At 60.2% G+C, this 15,198-nt stretch carries 18 protein-coding genes; 16 read left to right on the top strand and 2 right to left on the bottom strand.

The annotated features are described in order from the left end of the window. Nucleotides 1–77 precede the first annotated feature (77 nt). Nucleotides 78–722, top strand: coding sequence for a 2-hydroxychromene-2-carboxylate isomerase (locus AC53L6_RS23505; protein ID WP_299751074.1), 645 nt, complete (start codon nt 78–80; stop codon nt 720–722). On the opposite strand, the gene AC53L6_RS23500 is transcribed toward AC53L6_RS23505, so the two are convergent. Beyond that, entirely contained in the window at nt 679–1,374 is a 696-nt protein-coding gene (locus AC53L6_RS23500; RefSeq protein ID WP_496909596.1) for a hypothetical protein, read from the bottom strand. The two genes, AC53L6_RS23505 and AC53L6_RS23500, sit on opposite strands and share 44 nt — an antisense overlap. 325 nt (nt 1,375–1,699) lie before the next feature. On the opposite strand from AC53L6_RS23500, the gene rplO reads away from it, so the two are divergent. The 8 genes from rplO to rplQ all read left to right on the top strand — a co-directional run bounded on the left by rplO (nt 1,700) and on the right by rplQ (nt 7,751). Then, the gene (rplO, locus tag AC53L6_RS23495) at nt 1,700–2,170 is read left to right on the top strand and encodes a 50S ribosomal protein L15 (RefSeq protein ID WP_299210870.1); all 471 of its coding nucleotides are present in this window, start codon (nt 1,700–1,702) and stop codon (nt 2,168–2,170) included. Nucleotides 2,171–2,286: 116 nt separating this feature from the next. Continuing rightward, nucleotides 2,287–3,651, top strand: coding sequence for a preprotein translocase subunit SecY (gene secY / locus AC53L6_RS23490; protein ID WP_299210873.1), 1,365 nt, complete (start codon nt 2,287–2,289; stop codon nt 3,649–3,651). A 24-nt stretch (nt 3,652–3,675) separates the two neighbouring features. Then, nucleotides 3,676–4,320: an adenylate kinase gene (locus AC53L6_RS23485; RefSeq protein WP_496909595.1), complete on the top strand. Its 645-nt coding sequence runs from the start codon at nt 3,676–3,678 to the stop codon at nt 4,318–4,320. 101 nt (nt 4,321–4,421) lie between these two features. Beyond that, the gene (locus tag AC53L6_RS23480; protein ID WP_496909594.1) at nt 4,422–5,051 is read left to right on the top strand and encodes a TylF/MycF/NovP-related O-methyltransferase; all 630 of its coding nucleotides are present in this window, start codon (nt 4,422–4,424) and stop codon (nt 5,049–5,051) included. Between the two features lie 249 nt (nt 5,052–5,300). Then, complete coding sequence (gene rpsM, locus AC53L6_RS23475) at nt 5,301–5,669, top strand: 30S ribosomal protein S13 (protein WP_299210879.1); 369 nt, start codon at nt 5,301–5,303, stop codon at nt 5,667–5,669. A gap of 12 nt (nt 5,670–5,681) precedes the next feature. Then, nucleotides 5,682–6,074 carry a 30S ribosomal protein S11 gene (gene rpsK / locus AC53L6_RS23470; protein ID WP_299210882.1) on the top strand — a complete coding sequence of 131 codons (393 nt, stop codon included), beginning with the start codon at nt 5,682–5,684 and terminating at the stop codon, nt 6,072–6,074. 112 nt (nt 6,075–6,186) lie between these two features. Further along, the gene (locus tag AC53L6_RS23465) at nt 6,187–7,203 is read left to right on the top strand and encodes a DNA-directed RNA polymerase subunit alpha (protein ID WP_039688716.1); all 1,017 of its coding nucleotides are present in this window, start codon (nt 6,187–6,189) and stop codon (nt 7,201–7,203) included. Between the two features lie 128 nt (nt 7,204–7,331). Then, the gene (gene rplQ, locus AC53L6_RS23460) at nt 7,332–7,751 is read left to right on the top strand and encodes a 50S ribosomal protein L17 (RefSeq protein ID WP_299210888.1); all 420 of its coding nucleotides are present in this window, start codon (nt 7,332–7,334) and stop codon (nt 7,749–7,751) included. Between the two features lie 59 nt (nt 7,752–7,810). Here the strand turns inward: rplQ and AC53L6_RS23455 are convergent, their stop codons facing one another. Continuing rightward, a complete protein-coding gene (locus AC53L6_RS23455; RefSeq protein ID WP_299707136.1) occupies nt 7,811–8,266 on the bottom strand; it encodes a host attachment family protein in 456 nt (151 codons plus the stop codon). Nucleotides 8,267–8,411: 145 nt separating this feature from the next. Between AC53L6_RS23455 and AC53L6_RS23450 the strand changes: the two genes are divergently transcribed. The 7 genes from AC53L6_RS23450 to AC53L6_RS23420 all read left to right on the top strand — a co-directional run bounded on the left by AC53L6_RS23450 (nt 8,412) and on the right by AC53L6_RS23420 (nt 15,153). Continuing rightward, nucleotides 8,412–9,791, top strand: a complete 1,380-nt coding sequence (locus AC53L6_RS23450; protein WP_496909593.1) for a trypsin-like peptidase domain-containing protein — start codon at nt 8,412–8,414, stop codon at nt 9,789–9,791. A gap of 2 nt (nt 9,792–9,793) precedes the next feature. Then, nucleotides 9,794–11,101 carry a replication-associated recombination protein A gene (locus AC53L6_RS23445; protein WP_299606046.1) on the top strand — a complete coding sequence of 436 codons (1,308 nt, stop codon included), beginning with the start codon at nt 9,794–9,796 and terminating at the stop codon, nt 11,099–11,101. Between the two features lie 45 nt (nt 11,102–11,146). Next, on the top strand, nt 11,147–11,527 hold the full coding sequence (gene crcB / locus AC53L6_RS23440; RefSeq protein ID WP_496909592.1) for a fluoride efflux transporter CrcB: 381 nt from the start codon (nt 11,147–11,149) through the stop codon (nt 11,525–11,527). Next, nucleotides 11,524–12,561 carry an RluA family pseudouridine synthase gene (locus AC53L6_RS23435; protein ID WP_496909591.1) on the top strand — a complete coding sequence of 346 codons (1,038 nt, stop codon included), beginning with the start codon at nt 11,524–11,526 and terminating at the stop codon, nt 12,559–12,561. The genes crcB and AC53L6_RS23435 overlap by 4 nt, the downstream gene beginning before the upstream one ends. Beyond that, nucleotides 12,562–13,215 (top strand): HAD-IA family hydrolase, encoded by a 654-nt coding sequence (locus AC53L6_RS23430; RefSeq protein WP_496909590.1) that lies wholly within the window; start codon nt 12,562–12,564, stop codon nt 13,213–13,215. 1 nt (nt 13,216) lies between these two features. After that, nucleotides 13,217–13,930 carry an ATP12 family chaperone protein gene (locus AC53L6_RS23425; RefSeq protein ID WP_299210910.1) on the top strand — a complete coding sequence of 238 codons (714 nt, stop codon included), beginning with the start codon at nt 13,217–13,219 and terminating at the stop codon, nt 13,928–13,930. A gap of 206 nt (nt 13,931–14,136) precedes the next feature. Then, the gene (locus tag AC53L6_RS23420) at nt 14,137–15,153 is read left to right on the top strand and encodes an amino acid ABC transporter substrate-binding protein (RefSeq protein ID WP_299751095.1); all 1,017 of its coding nucleotides are present in this window, start codon (nt 14,137–14,139) and stop codon (nt 15,151–15,153) included. Nucleotides 15,154–15,198: the final 45 nt, after the last annotated feature.

Genomic DNA, 15,198 nt, shown 5'->3' with positions numbered 1-15,198 from the left:
AGGATGGCACCACCCGCAAACCAAAAGCAATGTCGCAAGCGTTGTGGAACATGGATTTGACGCCTAGCCTGCGTCGCATGACAGACCTCACCTACTACTACTCCGCCCATTCCGCCTTTGCCTATCTTGGCTCCGCCAAGGTCATGCAGATCTGTGCCACCCATGGTCTGACCCTTGTGCACCGACCCATTGCCTTGTCCCCTGTGGTCGAGGCGCAGGGCAGTCTGCCCTTCCGGGCGCGCACGCAGGCGCATGTGGATTACTTCTTTGGCCGCGAGATCGAGCGGTGGGCCGAATTGCGCGATGTGCCGGTGGTGTCATTTCGCCCGACCCATCACGACGCGGACTACACGCTAGCCAGCGGCATGATCCTCGCCCTTGGTGATCGTGGGGATCAGGTGGACGCCATGGCCCATGCGATCCTCGAAGCGCATTGGCGCGACGATGCGGACCTGTCAGATGTGCCGACGCTGCGTGCGCTTGCCAAGGGTCTGGGGCATGACGCCGATGAGTTGCTTGCGCGGGCACGATCCGAAGAGGTTGCGGCCCAATATGCAGCCAACAGCCAGGCGGCCCTTGCGACCAGTGTTTTCGGATCGCCAACATATGTTCTGGAGGGCGAGGTGTTCTATGGGCAGGACCGGCTTGAGCTTCTGGAGGGCGCTATTGCGCGGCCGTTTACTCCGACACGCTGGGTGAACCCGCCCGTTGAAACGACATGACAGACAGGGTCAGCTGCTGGTGAGGGGTGTCGGGCAGGGTGGGGGCACGCCGCGCCGCCCTTACGTGACCTGCGCCCATGCACAGCATGATGCCACCTGACAGGACCATGACATAAAGCGGATACGCCAAGAGCAGCCAGTCCGCCCCGCCAATCGCCACAACGGCCAGCGCCGCCGACACGAAGAAGGCGGCCCAGGTTGCCCATGTTTCAGACTTGGGATCAAGGAAGGCCTTTTGCATGGTCAGAAGCCCGCCCATCATCGACATGGTTATCGTGACGAACAGCGAATAGGCGGCACTTTCCATTTCCGCCCACAGCCAGATGCCCACGGCGGTGGCGGTCAGCACCTGGCTGTCGTCGGTCTTGAACCGCAGGCCGGTGGTTTTCCAGAAGGTTAGGCCGCAGATGATGACCGTGCCCGCCGTTTGCGCGATGGCAAAACCCAGTGATCCGTCAGCCCCTTCATAGATCTGGCTTAGCAGGGACACGGCACTTAGCACGGCCCAGATCAGCCAGGACGCGCGTTCGGGCCGGGTCCGGTTTGTCAGTATGTCACGGATGTAAGGCCAGAACGCATAGACGCTCAGAACCGCCGCGGCGATGCCCGCGCGGTGCACAACACCGGGATGCTGAAGAAAGTCTTGGAGCACTTTGTGCGTCTCCGATGGCCTGTTGACTGCGCGCCCCCATTGCGAGGGCTGTTTTTTGTTATGTGATTTTCACCTCTATCGGCCAAATTCTGGTCTGTGAATCAAAATCTTGCGACACAGTGTGCAAAACGGGCTGTCGCGGCGAGGTGTAGAGGCTTTGCGCCACAGATATACGGCCCATGGATGAGGTGGACGGGGCTTGATCCGTCCGGGTGCTGGGTCTATACGCCCCCGGTGGCGTCTTGCGCCACGAGAATCAAAACCAAGAAACGCCGTGGTTGTCCCGTTCACGCTTCGTGGGGCACATCCGGCAAGGAGAAGCGATATGAAACTGCATGAACTGCGCGACAATCCTGGCGCAACAAAGCCCCGCAAGCGCGTGGGCCGTGGTCCTGGCTCCGGCACCGGTAAGATGGGTGGCCGTGGTATCAAAGGTCAGAAATCTCGTTCGGGTGTGGCCATCAACGGCTACGAAGGCGGGCAAATGCCCCTCTACCAACGTCTGCCCAAGCGCGGCTTCAACAAGCCGAACCGCAAGGCATTTGCCGTTGTGAACCTGGGCCTGATCCAGAAATTCATCGACGCCGGCAAGATCGACGCGAAAAAAGCCATCGATGAAGATGCGCTGATCGCTTCGGGCCTGGTGCGCCGCAAGCTGGACGGTATCCGCGTTCTGGCCAAAGGTGAGATCACCTCGAAAGTTGAACTTGCTGTGACTGGCGCGTCCAAATCGGCCGTCGAAGCCGTTGAAAAAGCGGGTGGGTCGTTGACCACAGCCGCGGCGGCCGCCGAGTAAGCCAGTTTGACGCCTTGTGAGCCGCGAATATGCGGCTTACATAGTCTCTAGTTTTTCCTACGCCGCCCGCCGGAAAACGGTTTGGGCGGCGTTTCGCCATAAAGGAACACACCCGCATGGTATCTGCCGTCGAGAATATGGCCGCCAACACGAGCTGGAGCGCTCTTGGTAAAGCCACCGACCTGCGCAACCGCATCCTGTTCACCCTCGGTCTGCTGATCGTCTACCGCCTTGGCACCTTTATCCCGGTGCCCGGCATCGACGGGGCTGCCCTGCGGGAGTTCATGGAAAGTGCAGGCCAAGGCATTGGCGGCATGGTCAGCATGTTCACCGGTGGTGCGCTGGGCCGGATGGGCATCTTTGCCCTTGGCATCATGCCTTACATCTCGGCCTCGATCATCGTGCAGCTACTGACCTCGATGGTACCCAAGCTCGAACAGCTCAAGAAAGAGGGCGAGCAGGGGCGCAAGAAGATCAACCAATACACCCGCTACGGCACGGTGGCACTGGCGACCTTGCAGGCCTATGGCCTTGCTGTATCGCTGGAATCCGGCGATCTGGTGACCGATCCGGGCATGTTCTTCCGTATGTCGTGCCTGATCACGCTGGTGGGCGGCACCATGTTCCTGATGTGGCTGGGTGAGCAGATCACCGCACGCGGCATCGGCAACGGTATTTCACTGATCATCTTTGTCGGCATCATTGCCGAGGTGCCTGCGGCGCTGGCGCAGTTCTTTGCGAGTGGTCGCTCGGGCGCGTTGAGCCCTGCGATCATCGTGGGTGTGATATTGATGGTCGTGGTGACCATCACCTTCGTGGTGTTCATGGAGCGCGCGCTGCGCAAGATCCACATCCAGTATCCGCGCCGTCAGGTGGGGATGAAGGTTTATGACGGTGGGTCCTCGCACCTGCCGGTCAAGGTGAACCCTGCGGGCGTGATCCCTGCGATCTTTGCCTCGTCGCTGCTGCTGCTGCCCGTGACGATCTCGACCTTCTCTGGCAACTCGACCAGCCCGATCATGTCGTGGCTCTTGGCCAACTTTGGCCCCGGTCAGCCGCTGTACCTGCTGTTCTTTGCAGCGATGATCGTCTTCTTTGCCTATTTCTATACGTTCAACGTCAGCTTCAAACCCGATGACGTGGCCGACAACCTCAAGAACCAGAACGGCTTTGTCCCTGGTATTCGCCCCGGCAAGAAAACTGCCGAATACCTCGAATACGTGGTCAACCGCGTGCTGGTTCTGGGTTCAGCCTACCTGGCGCTGGTCTGTCTGCTGCCCGAAATTCTGCGCGGTGAGTTCGCCATTCCGTTCTACTTTGGCGGGACATCCGTGCTGATTGTGGTATCTGTGACCATGGACACGATCCAGCAAGTACAAAGCCACCTGTTGGCCCACCAGTACGAAGGCTTGATCGAGAAATCGCAACTGCGCGGTAAGGGCAACAAGACCCGCCGCAAAAGGAGCCCTGTCCGTCGCTAAGGCGGTCCAGGGAGGGGACAGCTGATGAACATTATTCTCTTGGGCCCGCCGGGCGCGGGCAAGGGAACGCAGGCGCGTTTTCTGGTTGAAGAACGGGGCATGGTGCAATTGTCGACAGGCGACATGCTCCGCGCTGCCAAGGATAGCGGGACTGAGATGGGCCAGATCGTGGCCGATGTCATGGCCCGCGGTGCGCTTGTCACGGACGAGATCGTGATTGGCCTGATCCGCGAACAGCTTGAAACAGTCAAAGCCAACGGTTTCATCTTTGACGGCTTTCCCCGCACTTTGGCGCAGGCCGATGCCTTGGCCGATCTGCTGGCGGAGAAGGGCGAGACCCTGGACGCTGTGATCGAGATGGAAGTGGATGACGAGGCGCTTGTCGCCCGCATCGTTGCCCGCTCGACATGTGGCGCATGCGGTGAGGTCTATAACGACAATACCAAGCCGATCCCGTCGGACGGCAAGTGCACCAACTGCGGCGCCGAAAACCAGTTCAAGCGCCGGGCGGACGATAACGAGGAAAGCCTCAAGACCCGCCTGATGGAGTACTACAAGAAGACCTCTCCGCTGATCGGCTACTACTATGCCAAGGGCCAGCTGACGAAGGTTGATGGGCTGGGCGAGATTGACGATGTGAAAGCGGCGATAGCCGCGCACCTCAATTAAGTCTGGCTGTGCGTATTCTGCTAAAGGGCATTGAGCGCCGAGTGAGGAAAGCGCTTAGGCCGCGGTTGTCGCCACTTGCAAAACGCATGCAGAGTGAGGGCTTGACCTATTTGACAGATGAAAAGCTGCTGCGGATCGAGTCGGTACTTCACCGCCTTGGTCGCGCAGGTTTGCCCGGGCACTATCTTGAGTTTGGGGTTGCATTGGGTGGTTCGGCCGTGGTCATCGCAAAACACGCGCGAAACGTTGGCCAGTCGTTTGAAGGATTCGATGTCTTTGGCATGATCCCGGCACCTGCCTCTGTCAAAGACGATGAGAAATCGAAGTCTCGGTATCAGACCATCAAATCGGGCGGATCCGTTGGGCTGGGCGGTAAGACATACTATGGATATCAGGAGGAGTTGTACGGCAGTGTTTGCGCAACCTTCCGTTCCAACAATCTTGATCTGACAGACGGTATGACAAAACTGACCAAAGGATTGTTTGAAGACACGCTGCCACAAACCAATATTGAAACGATCTGTTTCGCACATGTTGATTGCGATTGGTATGATCCCGTTAAGCTTTGCTTGGACTACATCGCGCCGCGCATGTGTACAGGCGGAGTAATTGTCATAGACGACTACCACGCCTATGGCGGTTGCCGCACCGCTACGGACGAATTTCTGGCTGCAAACCCCGGCTTTGAATTGAAGAGAGGCGACAATCCCTTCCTCGAAAAAACTGCTTAGCGGTCTGTTTCCCCGTTGATGTCTCATTCGTTTAGATTTCACCCAGCGCTTCAGGGGTTTCGCTACACCGCAGGGGTTGACGCCCTTTGAATCAACGCCTATTTCACGCCATCTCTAACGAGAATCAAAGACCGGAACGCGTCCGGTCGGATCACCTGATCAGCTGCAGGCCCGGGGGCAAAATCCTTGGGCCTTATGTTGTGAAAAAAGGGCCTGGAATGACGGGCTCGCAACGAAAGGAAAGCCCAAGTGGCACGTATTGCAGGGGTCAACATCCCCACAGCCAAACGCGTTCCGATCGCCCTGACCTATATCACGGGTATCGGCAACACCTCAGCTCAGAAAATCTGCGAAGCAGTTGGTATCGATGCCAGCCGCCGTGTGAACGAACTCAGCGATGCTGAAGTTCTGAAAATCCGCGAGCACATCGACGAGAACTTTACCGTCGAGGGTGACCTGCGTCGTGAGACACAGATGAACATCAAGCGCCTGATGGACCTGGGCTGCTACCGTGGCCTGCGCCACCGTCGCAACCTGCCCGTCCGTGGTCAGCGCACACACACCAACGCTCGCACCCGCAAAGGCCCCGCAAAGGCCATTGCTGGCAAGAAGAAATAAGGAGACGCACCAATGGCACGTGATACCCGCCGTGGAGCCAAGAAAAAGGTCTCCAAGAACATCGCCGCAGGCGTGGCGCATGTGAACTCTTCGTTCAACAACACCAAGATCCTGATCTCGGACGTGCAAGGCAACGCGATCGCATGGTCGTCTGCTGGCACCATGGGTTTCAAAGGCTCGCGCAAGTCGACACCCTATGCGGCCCAGATGGCAGCAGAGGATGCTGGCAAGAAAGCTCAGGATCACGGCGTCAAAACGCTGGAAGTCGAAGTGCAGGGCCCAGGTTCGGGTCGTGAATCGGCTTTGCGCGCGTTGGCTGCTGTTGGCTTCAACATCACGTCGATCCGCGACGTGACGCCGATTGCCCACAATGGCTGCCGCCCACCCAAGCGTCGCCGCGTCTAAGCGACATCCAACACCTTTTGGGGCCGCGTGTTTTGCACGGCCCCAATCTGCTTTTTGAAACCTCGGGAGTCGCGCGTTGGGACATGGCGCGTCGACAGGAATGGAGGGACGCATGATCCATAAGAACTGGGCCGAACTGATCAAGCCGCAGCAGCTTGACGTCAAGCCGGGCAATGAACCCGCACGACAGGCCACCGTTGTTGCTGAACCGCTGGAACGCGGTTTTGGCCTGACCATGGGCAACGCGCTGCGCCGCGTGCTGATGTCGTCGCTGCAAGGCGCGGCCATCACGTCTGTGCAGATCGACAACGTATTGCACGAGTTTTCGTCTGTCGCCGGTGTGCGTGAAGACGTCACCGACATCATCCTGAACCTCAAGCAGGTCAGCCTGCGCATGGAAGTCGAAGGGCCCAAGCGCCTGTCGATTTCTGCCAAGGGTCCGGGCGTTGTGACGGCTGGTGACATCTCGGAAAGCGCCGGGATCGAGATCCTGAACCGCGATCTGGTCATCTGTCACCTCGACGATGGTGCGGATGTCTACATGGAACTGACCGTGAATACCGGTAAGGGCTATGTGTCGGCGGACAAGAACAAGCCGGAAGACGCGCCTATCGGTCTGATCCCGATCGATGCGATCTATTCGCCGGTCAAGAAGGTCAGCTATGACGTGCAGCCCACCCGCGAGGGCCAGGTGCTGGACTATGACAAGCTGACCATGAAGGTCGAAACCGATGGCTCCATCAGCCCTGACGATGCCGTGGCCTTTGCTGCGCGCATCCTGCAGGATCAGTTGGGCATCTTCGTCAACTTCGACGAACCGGAATCGGCAAGCCGTCAAGACGATGACGATGGCCTCGAGTTCAACCCGCTTCTGCTGAAGAAAGTGGACGAGCTGGAACTGTCCGTTCGTTCGGCAAACTGCCTGAAGAACGACAACATCGTCTATATCGGCGATCTCATCCAGAAGACCGAAGCAGAGATGTTGCGCACGCCGAACTTTGGCCGCAAGTCCTTGAACGAGATCAAGGAAGTGCTGTCGGGCATGGGGCTGCACCTTGGCATGGATGTCGAGGACTGGCCGCCGGACAACATCGAAGATCTGGCCAAGAAGTTCGAAGACAACTTCTAATAGCCATTAGGGTGGGCGGTCACGCCCACCCGACGACCGGGCATAACGCCCCAAGGAGAGCCCAAGACACGCATCGCGGGCCAGACAAAGCAAAACAGCCCGTAGAGGGCACGATTTGGAGAAGAAAAATGCGTCACGCACGTGGTTACCGCCGCCTGAACCGGACACATGAGCACCGCAAGGCTCTGTTCGCAAACATGGCAGGCTCGCTCATCGAACATGAGCAAATCAAGACAACCTTGCCCAAGGCCAAGGAACTGAAGCCTATCGTTGAAAAGCTGATCACGCTCGCCAAGCGCGGTGATCTGCACGCCCGTCGTCAGGCCGCGTCCAAGTTGAAAGAAGAGCAATACGTTGCCAAGCTGTTTGACGTCCTTGGCCCACGCTATGCCGAGCGCCAAGGCGGCTACATTCGTGTTCTGAAGGCTGGCTTCCGCTATGGCGACATGGCGCCCATGGCGATCATCGAATTCGTGGACCGCGACCGCGACGCCAAGGGCGCCGCTGACAAGGCCCGCGTCGCAGCAGAAGACGCTGCCGAAGAATAAGGCTTTGCGCACAGCGAAGCGGAAACGCCGCCCCCTGATCCGGGGCGGCGTTTTGCGTTTCAAAAGAGACCAAGTTCGGCCTTCACGATCTTCTCGATCTCGTGCACCGGGTGATTGGTCAGCGTCTTGGGGATATCGGCAACGATCTTGGCCGTGACCTCGATGTGCATGTCGGCGCGGAGCACGCCCAGCACCTGCGGTGATGCCACCAGAACCAGCTTGTCGAATGCGCCCTTGTGCGCTTCAGCATACAACATGCTGGACAATTCCTTGGCGAACCGATCCTTGGCCAAGGTGTGCCAATCCGTATCCTCCAGGGCGGACGATTGACCCGGTCCACCATCCTTCATGCGCCCGGGCCGGTCGGTCGATTGCGCGCGGGACGGAGGGTTCTCTTGCGCTTCCACGTCCGTCACTTCGAATTTGGGGTTTCGCCGATCTGTCAGATTGCGCAGGAACAGCGCCTTTTCACCGTCAGCCACGACGACCAAGGTGCCCCGATCTAGTTTTGCCATTTCTTTGGTTCTCCTTTGCTCTGTCTCCGAGCAATATATGCATGCCCTCATTGTATCTCTCAGCTGGGGGCCGGAATTGCGTTCGGTCAGTTCTGTTGCATTTGTCCGGGGCAGGGCGCATATCCAGACGCAGACGAGGACGGCCATGAAACACCTGTTTTTGATCATTTTACTTGGCCTGTTTGCCCAAGGTACGCAGGCAGAAACGCGCGTGCCGCAAAACCAGTCGGAAATCACCCTCAGTTTTGCACCGCTGGTGCGCGAAACGGCCCCGGCGGTCGTGAATATCTATGTGCGCTTTGTCACCCAGGCGCGTGCGCGCACGCCCTTCATGGACGATCCGTTCTTCGAACGTTTGTTCGAAGGGTTCGGGCAACCTCAACTGCGTGTGCAGAACTCGCTCGGGTCCGGCGTCATCCTTGGTGAGGATGGGATTGTCGTGTCGAACTACCACGTGGTGGGGCAAGCGACCGATATCCGGGTCGTGCTGAATGACGGGCGTGAATATGATGCCCGCGTGCTGCTCGGGGATCAGGAAAGTGATCTGGCGATCCTCAAGATCGACGATGCAAAGGACCTTCCGTTTCTATCCTTACGCGACAGTGAAACGGTTGAGGTGGGCGAATTGACCCTCGCCATCGGCAACCCTTTTGGCGTGGGGCAGACCGTGTCGTCGGGCATTGTGTCGGGCCTTGCGCGCTCGGGCGGCAGCAATGGGCGCGGGGCAGGATATTTCATTCAGACCGACGCACCGATCAACCCGGGCAACTCTGGCGGTGCGCTGATCGACATGCGCGGCCAACTTCTGGGCATCAACACCCGCATTCTCAGCCGTTCGGGCGGGTCGAACGGGATCGGCTTTGCCATTCCGGCTGATCTGGTGGCGGCGTTTGTCAAACAGGCACGGGACGGCAATGACCGTTTCATTCGGCCTTGGGCCGGGGCTACAGGGCAGGCGGTTGACGTCGATCTGGCCGAGACGCTCGGCCGTGACCGACCCGGTGGCATCATGCTTGCCGGTCTGCACCCGGCCAGCCCGCTGGCCGACGCCGGGTTTGAGGTGGGCGACGTGGTGCTGGCCGTTGATGGCGCGACCGTGGGCAGCCCTGGCGAAATGCTGTTCCGTATGAGCGTTGCCAGCGATCAGGACAGTGCCACAATGACCCGCCTGCGTGATGGTGAGGAAGACGTGTTGACCGTCGCCCTCATCCCACCGCCAGACAGCCCGCCGCGTGAAGAGACGACACTCTCCGAAGATGCAAGCCTGCCGGGCCTCACCTTGGCGCGCATCAATCCGGCTATTCTGGCCGAACTGAACCTGCCCATCGCGGCGGACGGCGTGGTGGTTCTGGACGAAGGCCCGATAGGCCGCCGTGTCGGATTGCGTCGTGGCGATGTGCTGCAACGGATCGACCGGCAGGACATTGAGACCCCTGCGCAGGCTGCGGCCATCCTGTCCGAAGCGCGCCGTGGCACCACCGTACGCGCGGTGCGCGGCAACAGCCGCATCGTGTTGCGGTTCTAGCAATGGGTGATCTGTTCGCCTCTTCCCCATCGGAGCAAGACAGGGGACCACGGCCTCTGGCCGATAGGTTGCGCCCCCAAAAACTCTCCGACGTCATCGGACAGTCACAGGTGCTGGGACCAGAGGCGCCGCTGACTGTCATGCTGTCCTCGGGCGCGCTGAGTTCGCTGGTGTTCTGGGGCCCACCCGGCGTCGGCAAAACGACCATCGCCCGGCTGCTTGCGCATGAGACGGACCTGCATTTCGTCCAAATTTCGGCGATTTTCACAGGTGTCCCGGACCTCAAGAAAGTGTTCGAGGCGGCCAAGATCCGCCGCCAGAACGGGCAGGGGACGCTGCTCTTCGTGGATGAGATTCACCGCTTCAACAAGGCGCAGCAGGATGGGTTCCTGCCGCATATGGAGGATGGGACGATCCTGCTGGTTGGGGCCACCACAGAGAATCCCAGTTTCGAGCTGAACGCTGCTGTTATGTCCCGCGCGCAAGTGCTGGTGCTGGAACGGCTTGATCTCAAGGACCTCGAACTGCTGGCCCAGCGGGCCGAACAAGAGTTGGACAAACCGCTCCCGCTCGATGGTCCTGCGCGTGAGGCGCTTCTTGAAATGGCCGACGGGGACGGGCGCGCGCTTTTGAACCTGATCGAACAGGTTACGGCCTGGACGGTGGACAGCAAGCTCGACAAGACCGCCCTTGCTGCCCGCCTGATGCGCCGTGCCGCCCAATACGACAAGTCGGGCGATGCGCATTACAACCTCATCTCGGCCCTGCATAAATCGGTGCGCGGCTCAGACCCCGATGCATCACTGTACTGGTTCGCCCGGATGCTGGAGGGCGGAGAAGATCCACGCTACCTCGCCCGCCGTATCACGCGTATGGCGGTCGAAGATATTGGCCTTGCTGACCCGCAAGCGCAGGCGGTCTGCCTGCAAAGCTGGGAAACCTATGAACGCCTCGGCAGTCCCGAGGGCGAGCTGGCACTGGCACAGGCGCTTGTTTACCTCGCCCTCGCGCCCAAATCGAACGCGGCCTACGTCGCCTACAAGGGCGCACGACGGGCGGCGAAGCAGACCGGATCGCACCCGCCGCCCAAACACATCCTGAATGCGCCGACATCGCTGATGAAGGATCAGGGCTATGGCAAGGACTATGCCTATGACCACGACGCCGAAGACGGGTTTTCCGGGGCGAACTACTTTCCTGACGGTATGGAACGCCCAGACCTCTACCAACCGGTGGAACGTGGGTTCGAACGCGATCTGAAAAAACGGCTCGACTACTTCGCACGGCTCAGAACCAAGCGGAACAGCTAGGCCGCCGACCTTGACTCTTTGCGGCGAACCGACGACAGACCGCGCATGTTTTCAGCCCTTTCCCTTGTGGCCCTTGGCGGGGCGATCGGCGCGTCCCTGCGTTGGCTGACGGGCGTGGCCGTGCTGCGCGCACTGGGTCCGTCCGACTTCCCGCTGGCCATCATCACGGTCAACGTCATCGGCTCCTTCCTGATGGGGGTCTTTGTCGTGGCCGCCGCCCATCGGGGGCTGACCCATCTCAGCCCCTTCGTGATGACCGGTGTGCTGGGCGGGTTCACCACGTTCAGCGCCTTTTCTCTTGAAACCATGACGCTGATCGAACGCGGACAGGTGGCGTCGGCCAGCCTCTATATCCTGCTGTCGGTCGGCCTGTCGGTCGGCGCATTGGCCCTTGGCCTCATCCTGGCCCGAGGAGTTTTCGCATGAGCGGCGTACAGACTGTCACCGTGGAAGAGGGCGAGGGCGACCAGCGCCTTGACCGTTGGATGAAGCGCCGCTTTCCGCAGGTGAGCCAGGGCATGATCGAAAAGATGTGCCGCAAGGGCGAATGCCGTGTGGATGGGGGCAGGGTCAAATCCTCGACCCGTGTGGAAGAGGGGCAAAAGGTGCGCATCCCGCCGCTGCCTGACCGTCCCGCGCCGCCCGTGCAGAAAACGCGCATCTCGGACAAGGACGCGCAGATGATGCGCGACAGCGTGATCTACAAGGATGACCAGATCATAGCGATCAACAAACCGTCCGGCCTGCCCACCCAAGGGGGGTCCGGGCAGACCAAGCACGTGGACGGGCTGGCCGAGGCGCTGATGTTTGACCTCGACGAAAAACCGCGCCTCGTGCACCGGCTGGACAAGGACACATCGGGTGTCCTGCTGCTGGCGCGCACCCGGGCTGCGGCCAAGTCCCTGACAGCCGCCATGCGCCATCACGAAACGCGCAAGATCTACTGGGCGCTCGTCGCCGGTGTGCCCACGCCTTACTTGGGTGAAATCAAGTACGGGTTGGTCAAGGCGCCGGGCCATGGCCGCAGCGGTGAGGGCGAAAAAATGATCGCCGTGCACCCGCGTGATATCGACGATACGCGCGGCGCCAAGCGGGCACATACGATGTACGCCACGCTCTACCGCGTTGCATCCCGTGCGGCGTGGGTCGCGATGGAGCCGATCACCGGGCGCACCCACCAGCTGCGCGCGCATATGGCCGAGATTGGGCACCCCATTGTCGGTGACGGTAAATATGGTGGGTCGAGCCAGGAAAACATGGGCGACGGCTGGGGTGCCAAGGTTGGTGGCATCATCTCGCAAAAACTGCACCTGCACGCGCGCATGATGCGCTTTGAACAGCCCGAAACGCGCAAGGTCATCACGGTGACCGCCCCCCTGCCGGACCACATGGCGCAAAGCTGGGACACCTTCGGTTGGACCGAGGACCTGGCAGCAGAAGACCCGTTCGAGGCGCTGTAGATGCGTCTGGTAGTCTTTGACGTGGACGGCACGCTGGTCGACAGCCAGGCCGACATCTTGGCCAGCATGGCTGAAGCCTTTGATTCCGTGGGGCTGGACGCACCGGCCCGACAAGACATCCTGGGCATTGTTGGCCTTTCTTTGCCCGTGGCGATGGAGGCGCTGGTCGCGGATGCCGATCATGCGCGGATGGTCGAGGCCTACAAGGACAGCTATGCCAAGCTGCGGCTGTCAAAGGGGGCTTCATCCTCTCCGCTCTATCCGGGTGCACGGGCGGCACTTGATCGGTTGCAGGCGCAGGACGACATCCTGCTGGGTGTGGCGACCGGGAAATCCAAGCGCGGTCTCGATGGGCTGATCGAAGCCCACGGGCTTAACGGCATGTTTGTGACCCGGCAGGTCGCGGATTTCCATCCGTCCAAGCCGCATCCATCGATGCTGCGCGCCGCGCTGGAGGAATCCGGGGTGGAAACGGCAGACGCCGTGATGATCGGCGACACCAGCTTTGATGCGCGGATGGCGCATGCGGCAGGCATGCCGTTCCTGGGCGTCGGCTGGGGCTACCATGCCCCCAGCCAGCTTGATGGTGCCCGCGCCATTTTGAACGACTTTTCTGAACTCGATGATGCGCTGAACGCGCTATGGACCGACTGACATGAGCGAATGGAAGCAAAAACGGTTCTGGAAAACGGCGACAGCTGAACAGACGGATACGGGTTGGACCGTTACGCTGGATGGACGGGCCGTGAAAACACCGGCCAAGGCGGGGCTGATCCTGCCGACGCAAAAGATGGCCGATGCCGTCGCGGCCGAATGGAACGCGCAGGATGAAGCGGTGAACCCGCTGTCGATGCCGTTCACCCGCAGCGCCAATGCGGCCATCGACAAGGTGGCCGTGCAGCGCAGCGAAGTGGCCGATATGCTTGCAGCCTATGGCGATGCGGACCTGCTGTGTTACCGGGCGGATGGGCCACAGGAGCTGATCGACAGGCAGGTGGCAGAATGGGATCCCTATCTGGATTGGGCCGCTGATACCTTGGGTGCGCGGCTTCAGCCACGGACGGGTTTGATGCACGAATCACAGGATGCGCAAGCGCTCGCATCGTTGTCTCAACGGGTCCACGTTCTATCTGAGTTTGAACTTGCGGCCTTTCATGACCTTGTCAGCCTCTCTGGATCGCTGATCCTGGGTTTTGCCGCCGCCCAAGACCTGCACCCGGCGCCCACAATTTGGGCGGCGTCGCGGCTTGATGAAATCTGGCAGGAAGAGCAATGGGGTGAGGATGAAGAGGCCCGAGAGGTCGCGCAGATCAAGCAAGCGTCGTTTTTGCACGCGAAAGCCTTTTTTGATGTGGCAAAATATGGTTGACGCTAGGGCATGTTGCGGCCTGTCAAACCGCACAATAATGCATCGTTTTTGGTGACGCAGCCCTTGACGTTCTGCGATGAATCCTTCCAAACTATGGCCCACTGGTTGGGGACAACTCCGGCTGGATAGCCTTCGGCGGAGCATGGACACTCAGGCTGCGCTGATCGAACCGCCAAAATACGGCGGAAAATCAGGAAGAGGTAAAAATGAAAAAAACCGTAATCTTTGGCGCGCTGACCGCCGCTGGCATGGCTGCCGGCGCTGCGGCTGCTGGCACGCTCGATGACGTGAAAGCACGTGGCACGCTGAACTGCGGCGTGACAACCGGTCTGGTCGGCTTCGCCGCACCTGACGCAAACGGCGAATGGGACGGCTTCGACGTGGCTGTGTGCCGCGCTGTGGCTGCTGCTGTGCTGGGTGATCCCACCGCAGTTGAATTCGTGCCCACAACCGGCAAGACGCGCTTCACCGCGCTGGCTTCAGGCGAAATCGACATGCTGGCCCGCAACACCACGTGGACGTTCAGCCGCGATGTGGACCTCAAGTTCACCTTTGTTGGCGTGAACTACTACGACGGCCAAGGCTTCATGGTTCCCAAGGATCTGGGCGTGTCCTCGGCCAAGGATCTGGACGGCGCAACCGTCTGCATCCAGACCGGCACCACGACCGAGCTGAACCTGGCGGACTTCTTCCGCTCGAACAACATCAGCTATGAGCCGGTTCCGATCGAAACCAATGCCGAAGCGCAACAGCAGTACCTTGCAGGTGCCTGTGACGTGTACACCACCGACGCATCGGGCCTGGCCGCAACACGCGCCACGTTCGAAGCCCCCGGTGATCACGTTCTGCTGCCCGAAATCATCTCGAAAGAGCCGCTGGGCCCGCTGGTCCGTCACGGCGACAACGAGTGGGGCGATGTGGTTCGCTGGACCCTGAACGCGCTGATCTCGGCAGAAGAGCTGGGTATCACGTCGACCAATATCTCTGAAATGTCCGGTGGCACCGACAACCCGGAAATCAACCGTATCCTGGGCACCGAAGGTACCCTGGGCGAGATGCTGGGTCTGGACGCTGACTGGGCGATGAAAGCCATCAACGCCGGCGGCAACTATGGCGAAATCTTCGAGAAGAACATCGGTGAAGCCACTCCGATCGGTCTGGCCCGTGGCCTGAACGCTCAGTGGACCGATGGCGGCCTGCTTTACAGCCCGCCCTTCCGCTAAGATACCAAGCCGAGGGGCGCAGGTTAAACCCTGCGCCCCTTGCGC

This window comes from Tateyamaria sp. LSS28, assembly GCF_059611725.1.
Note: the sequence above shows the minus strand (reverse complement) of the source record. Positions and strands in the feature narration are given on the sequence as shown.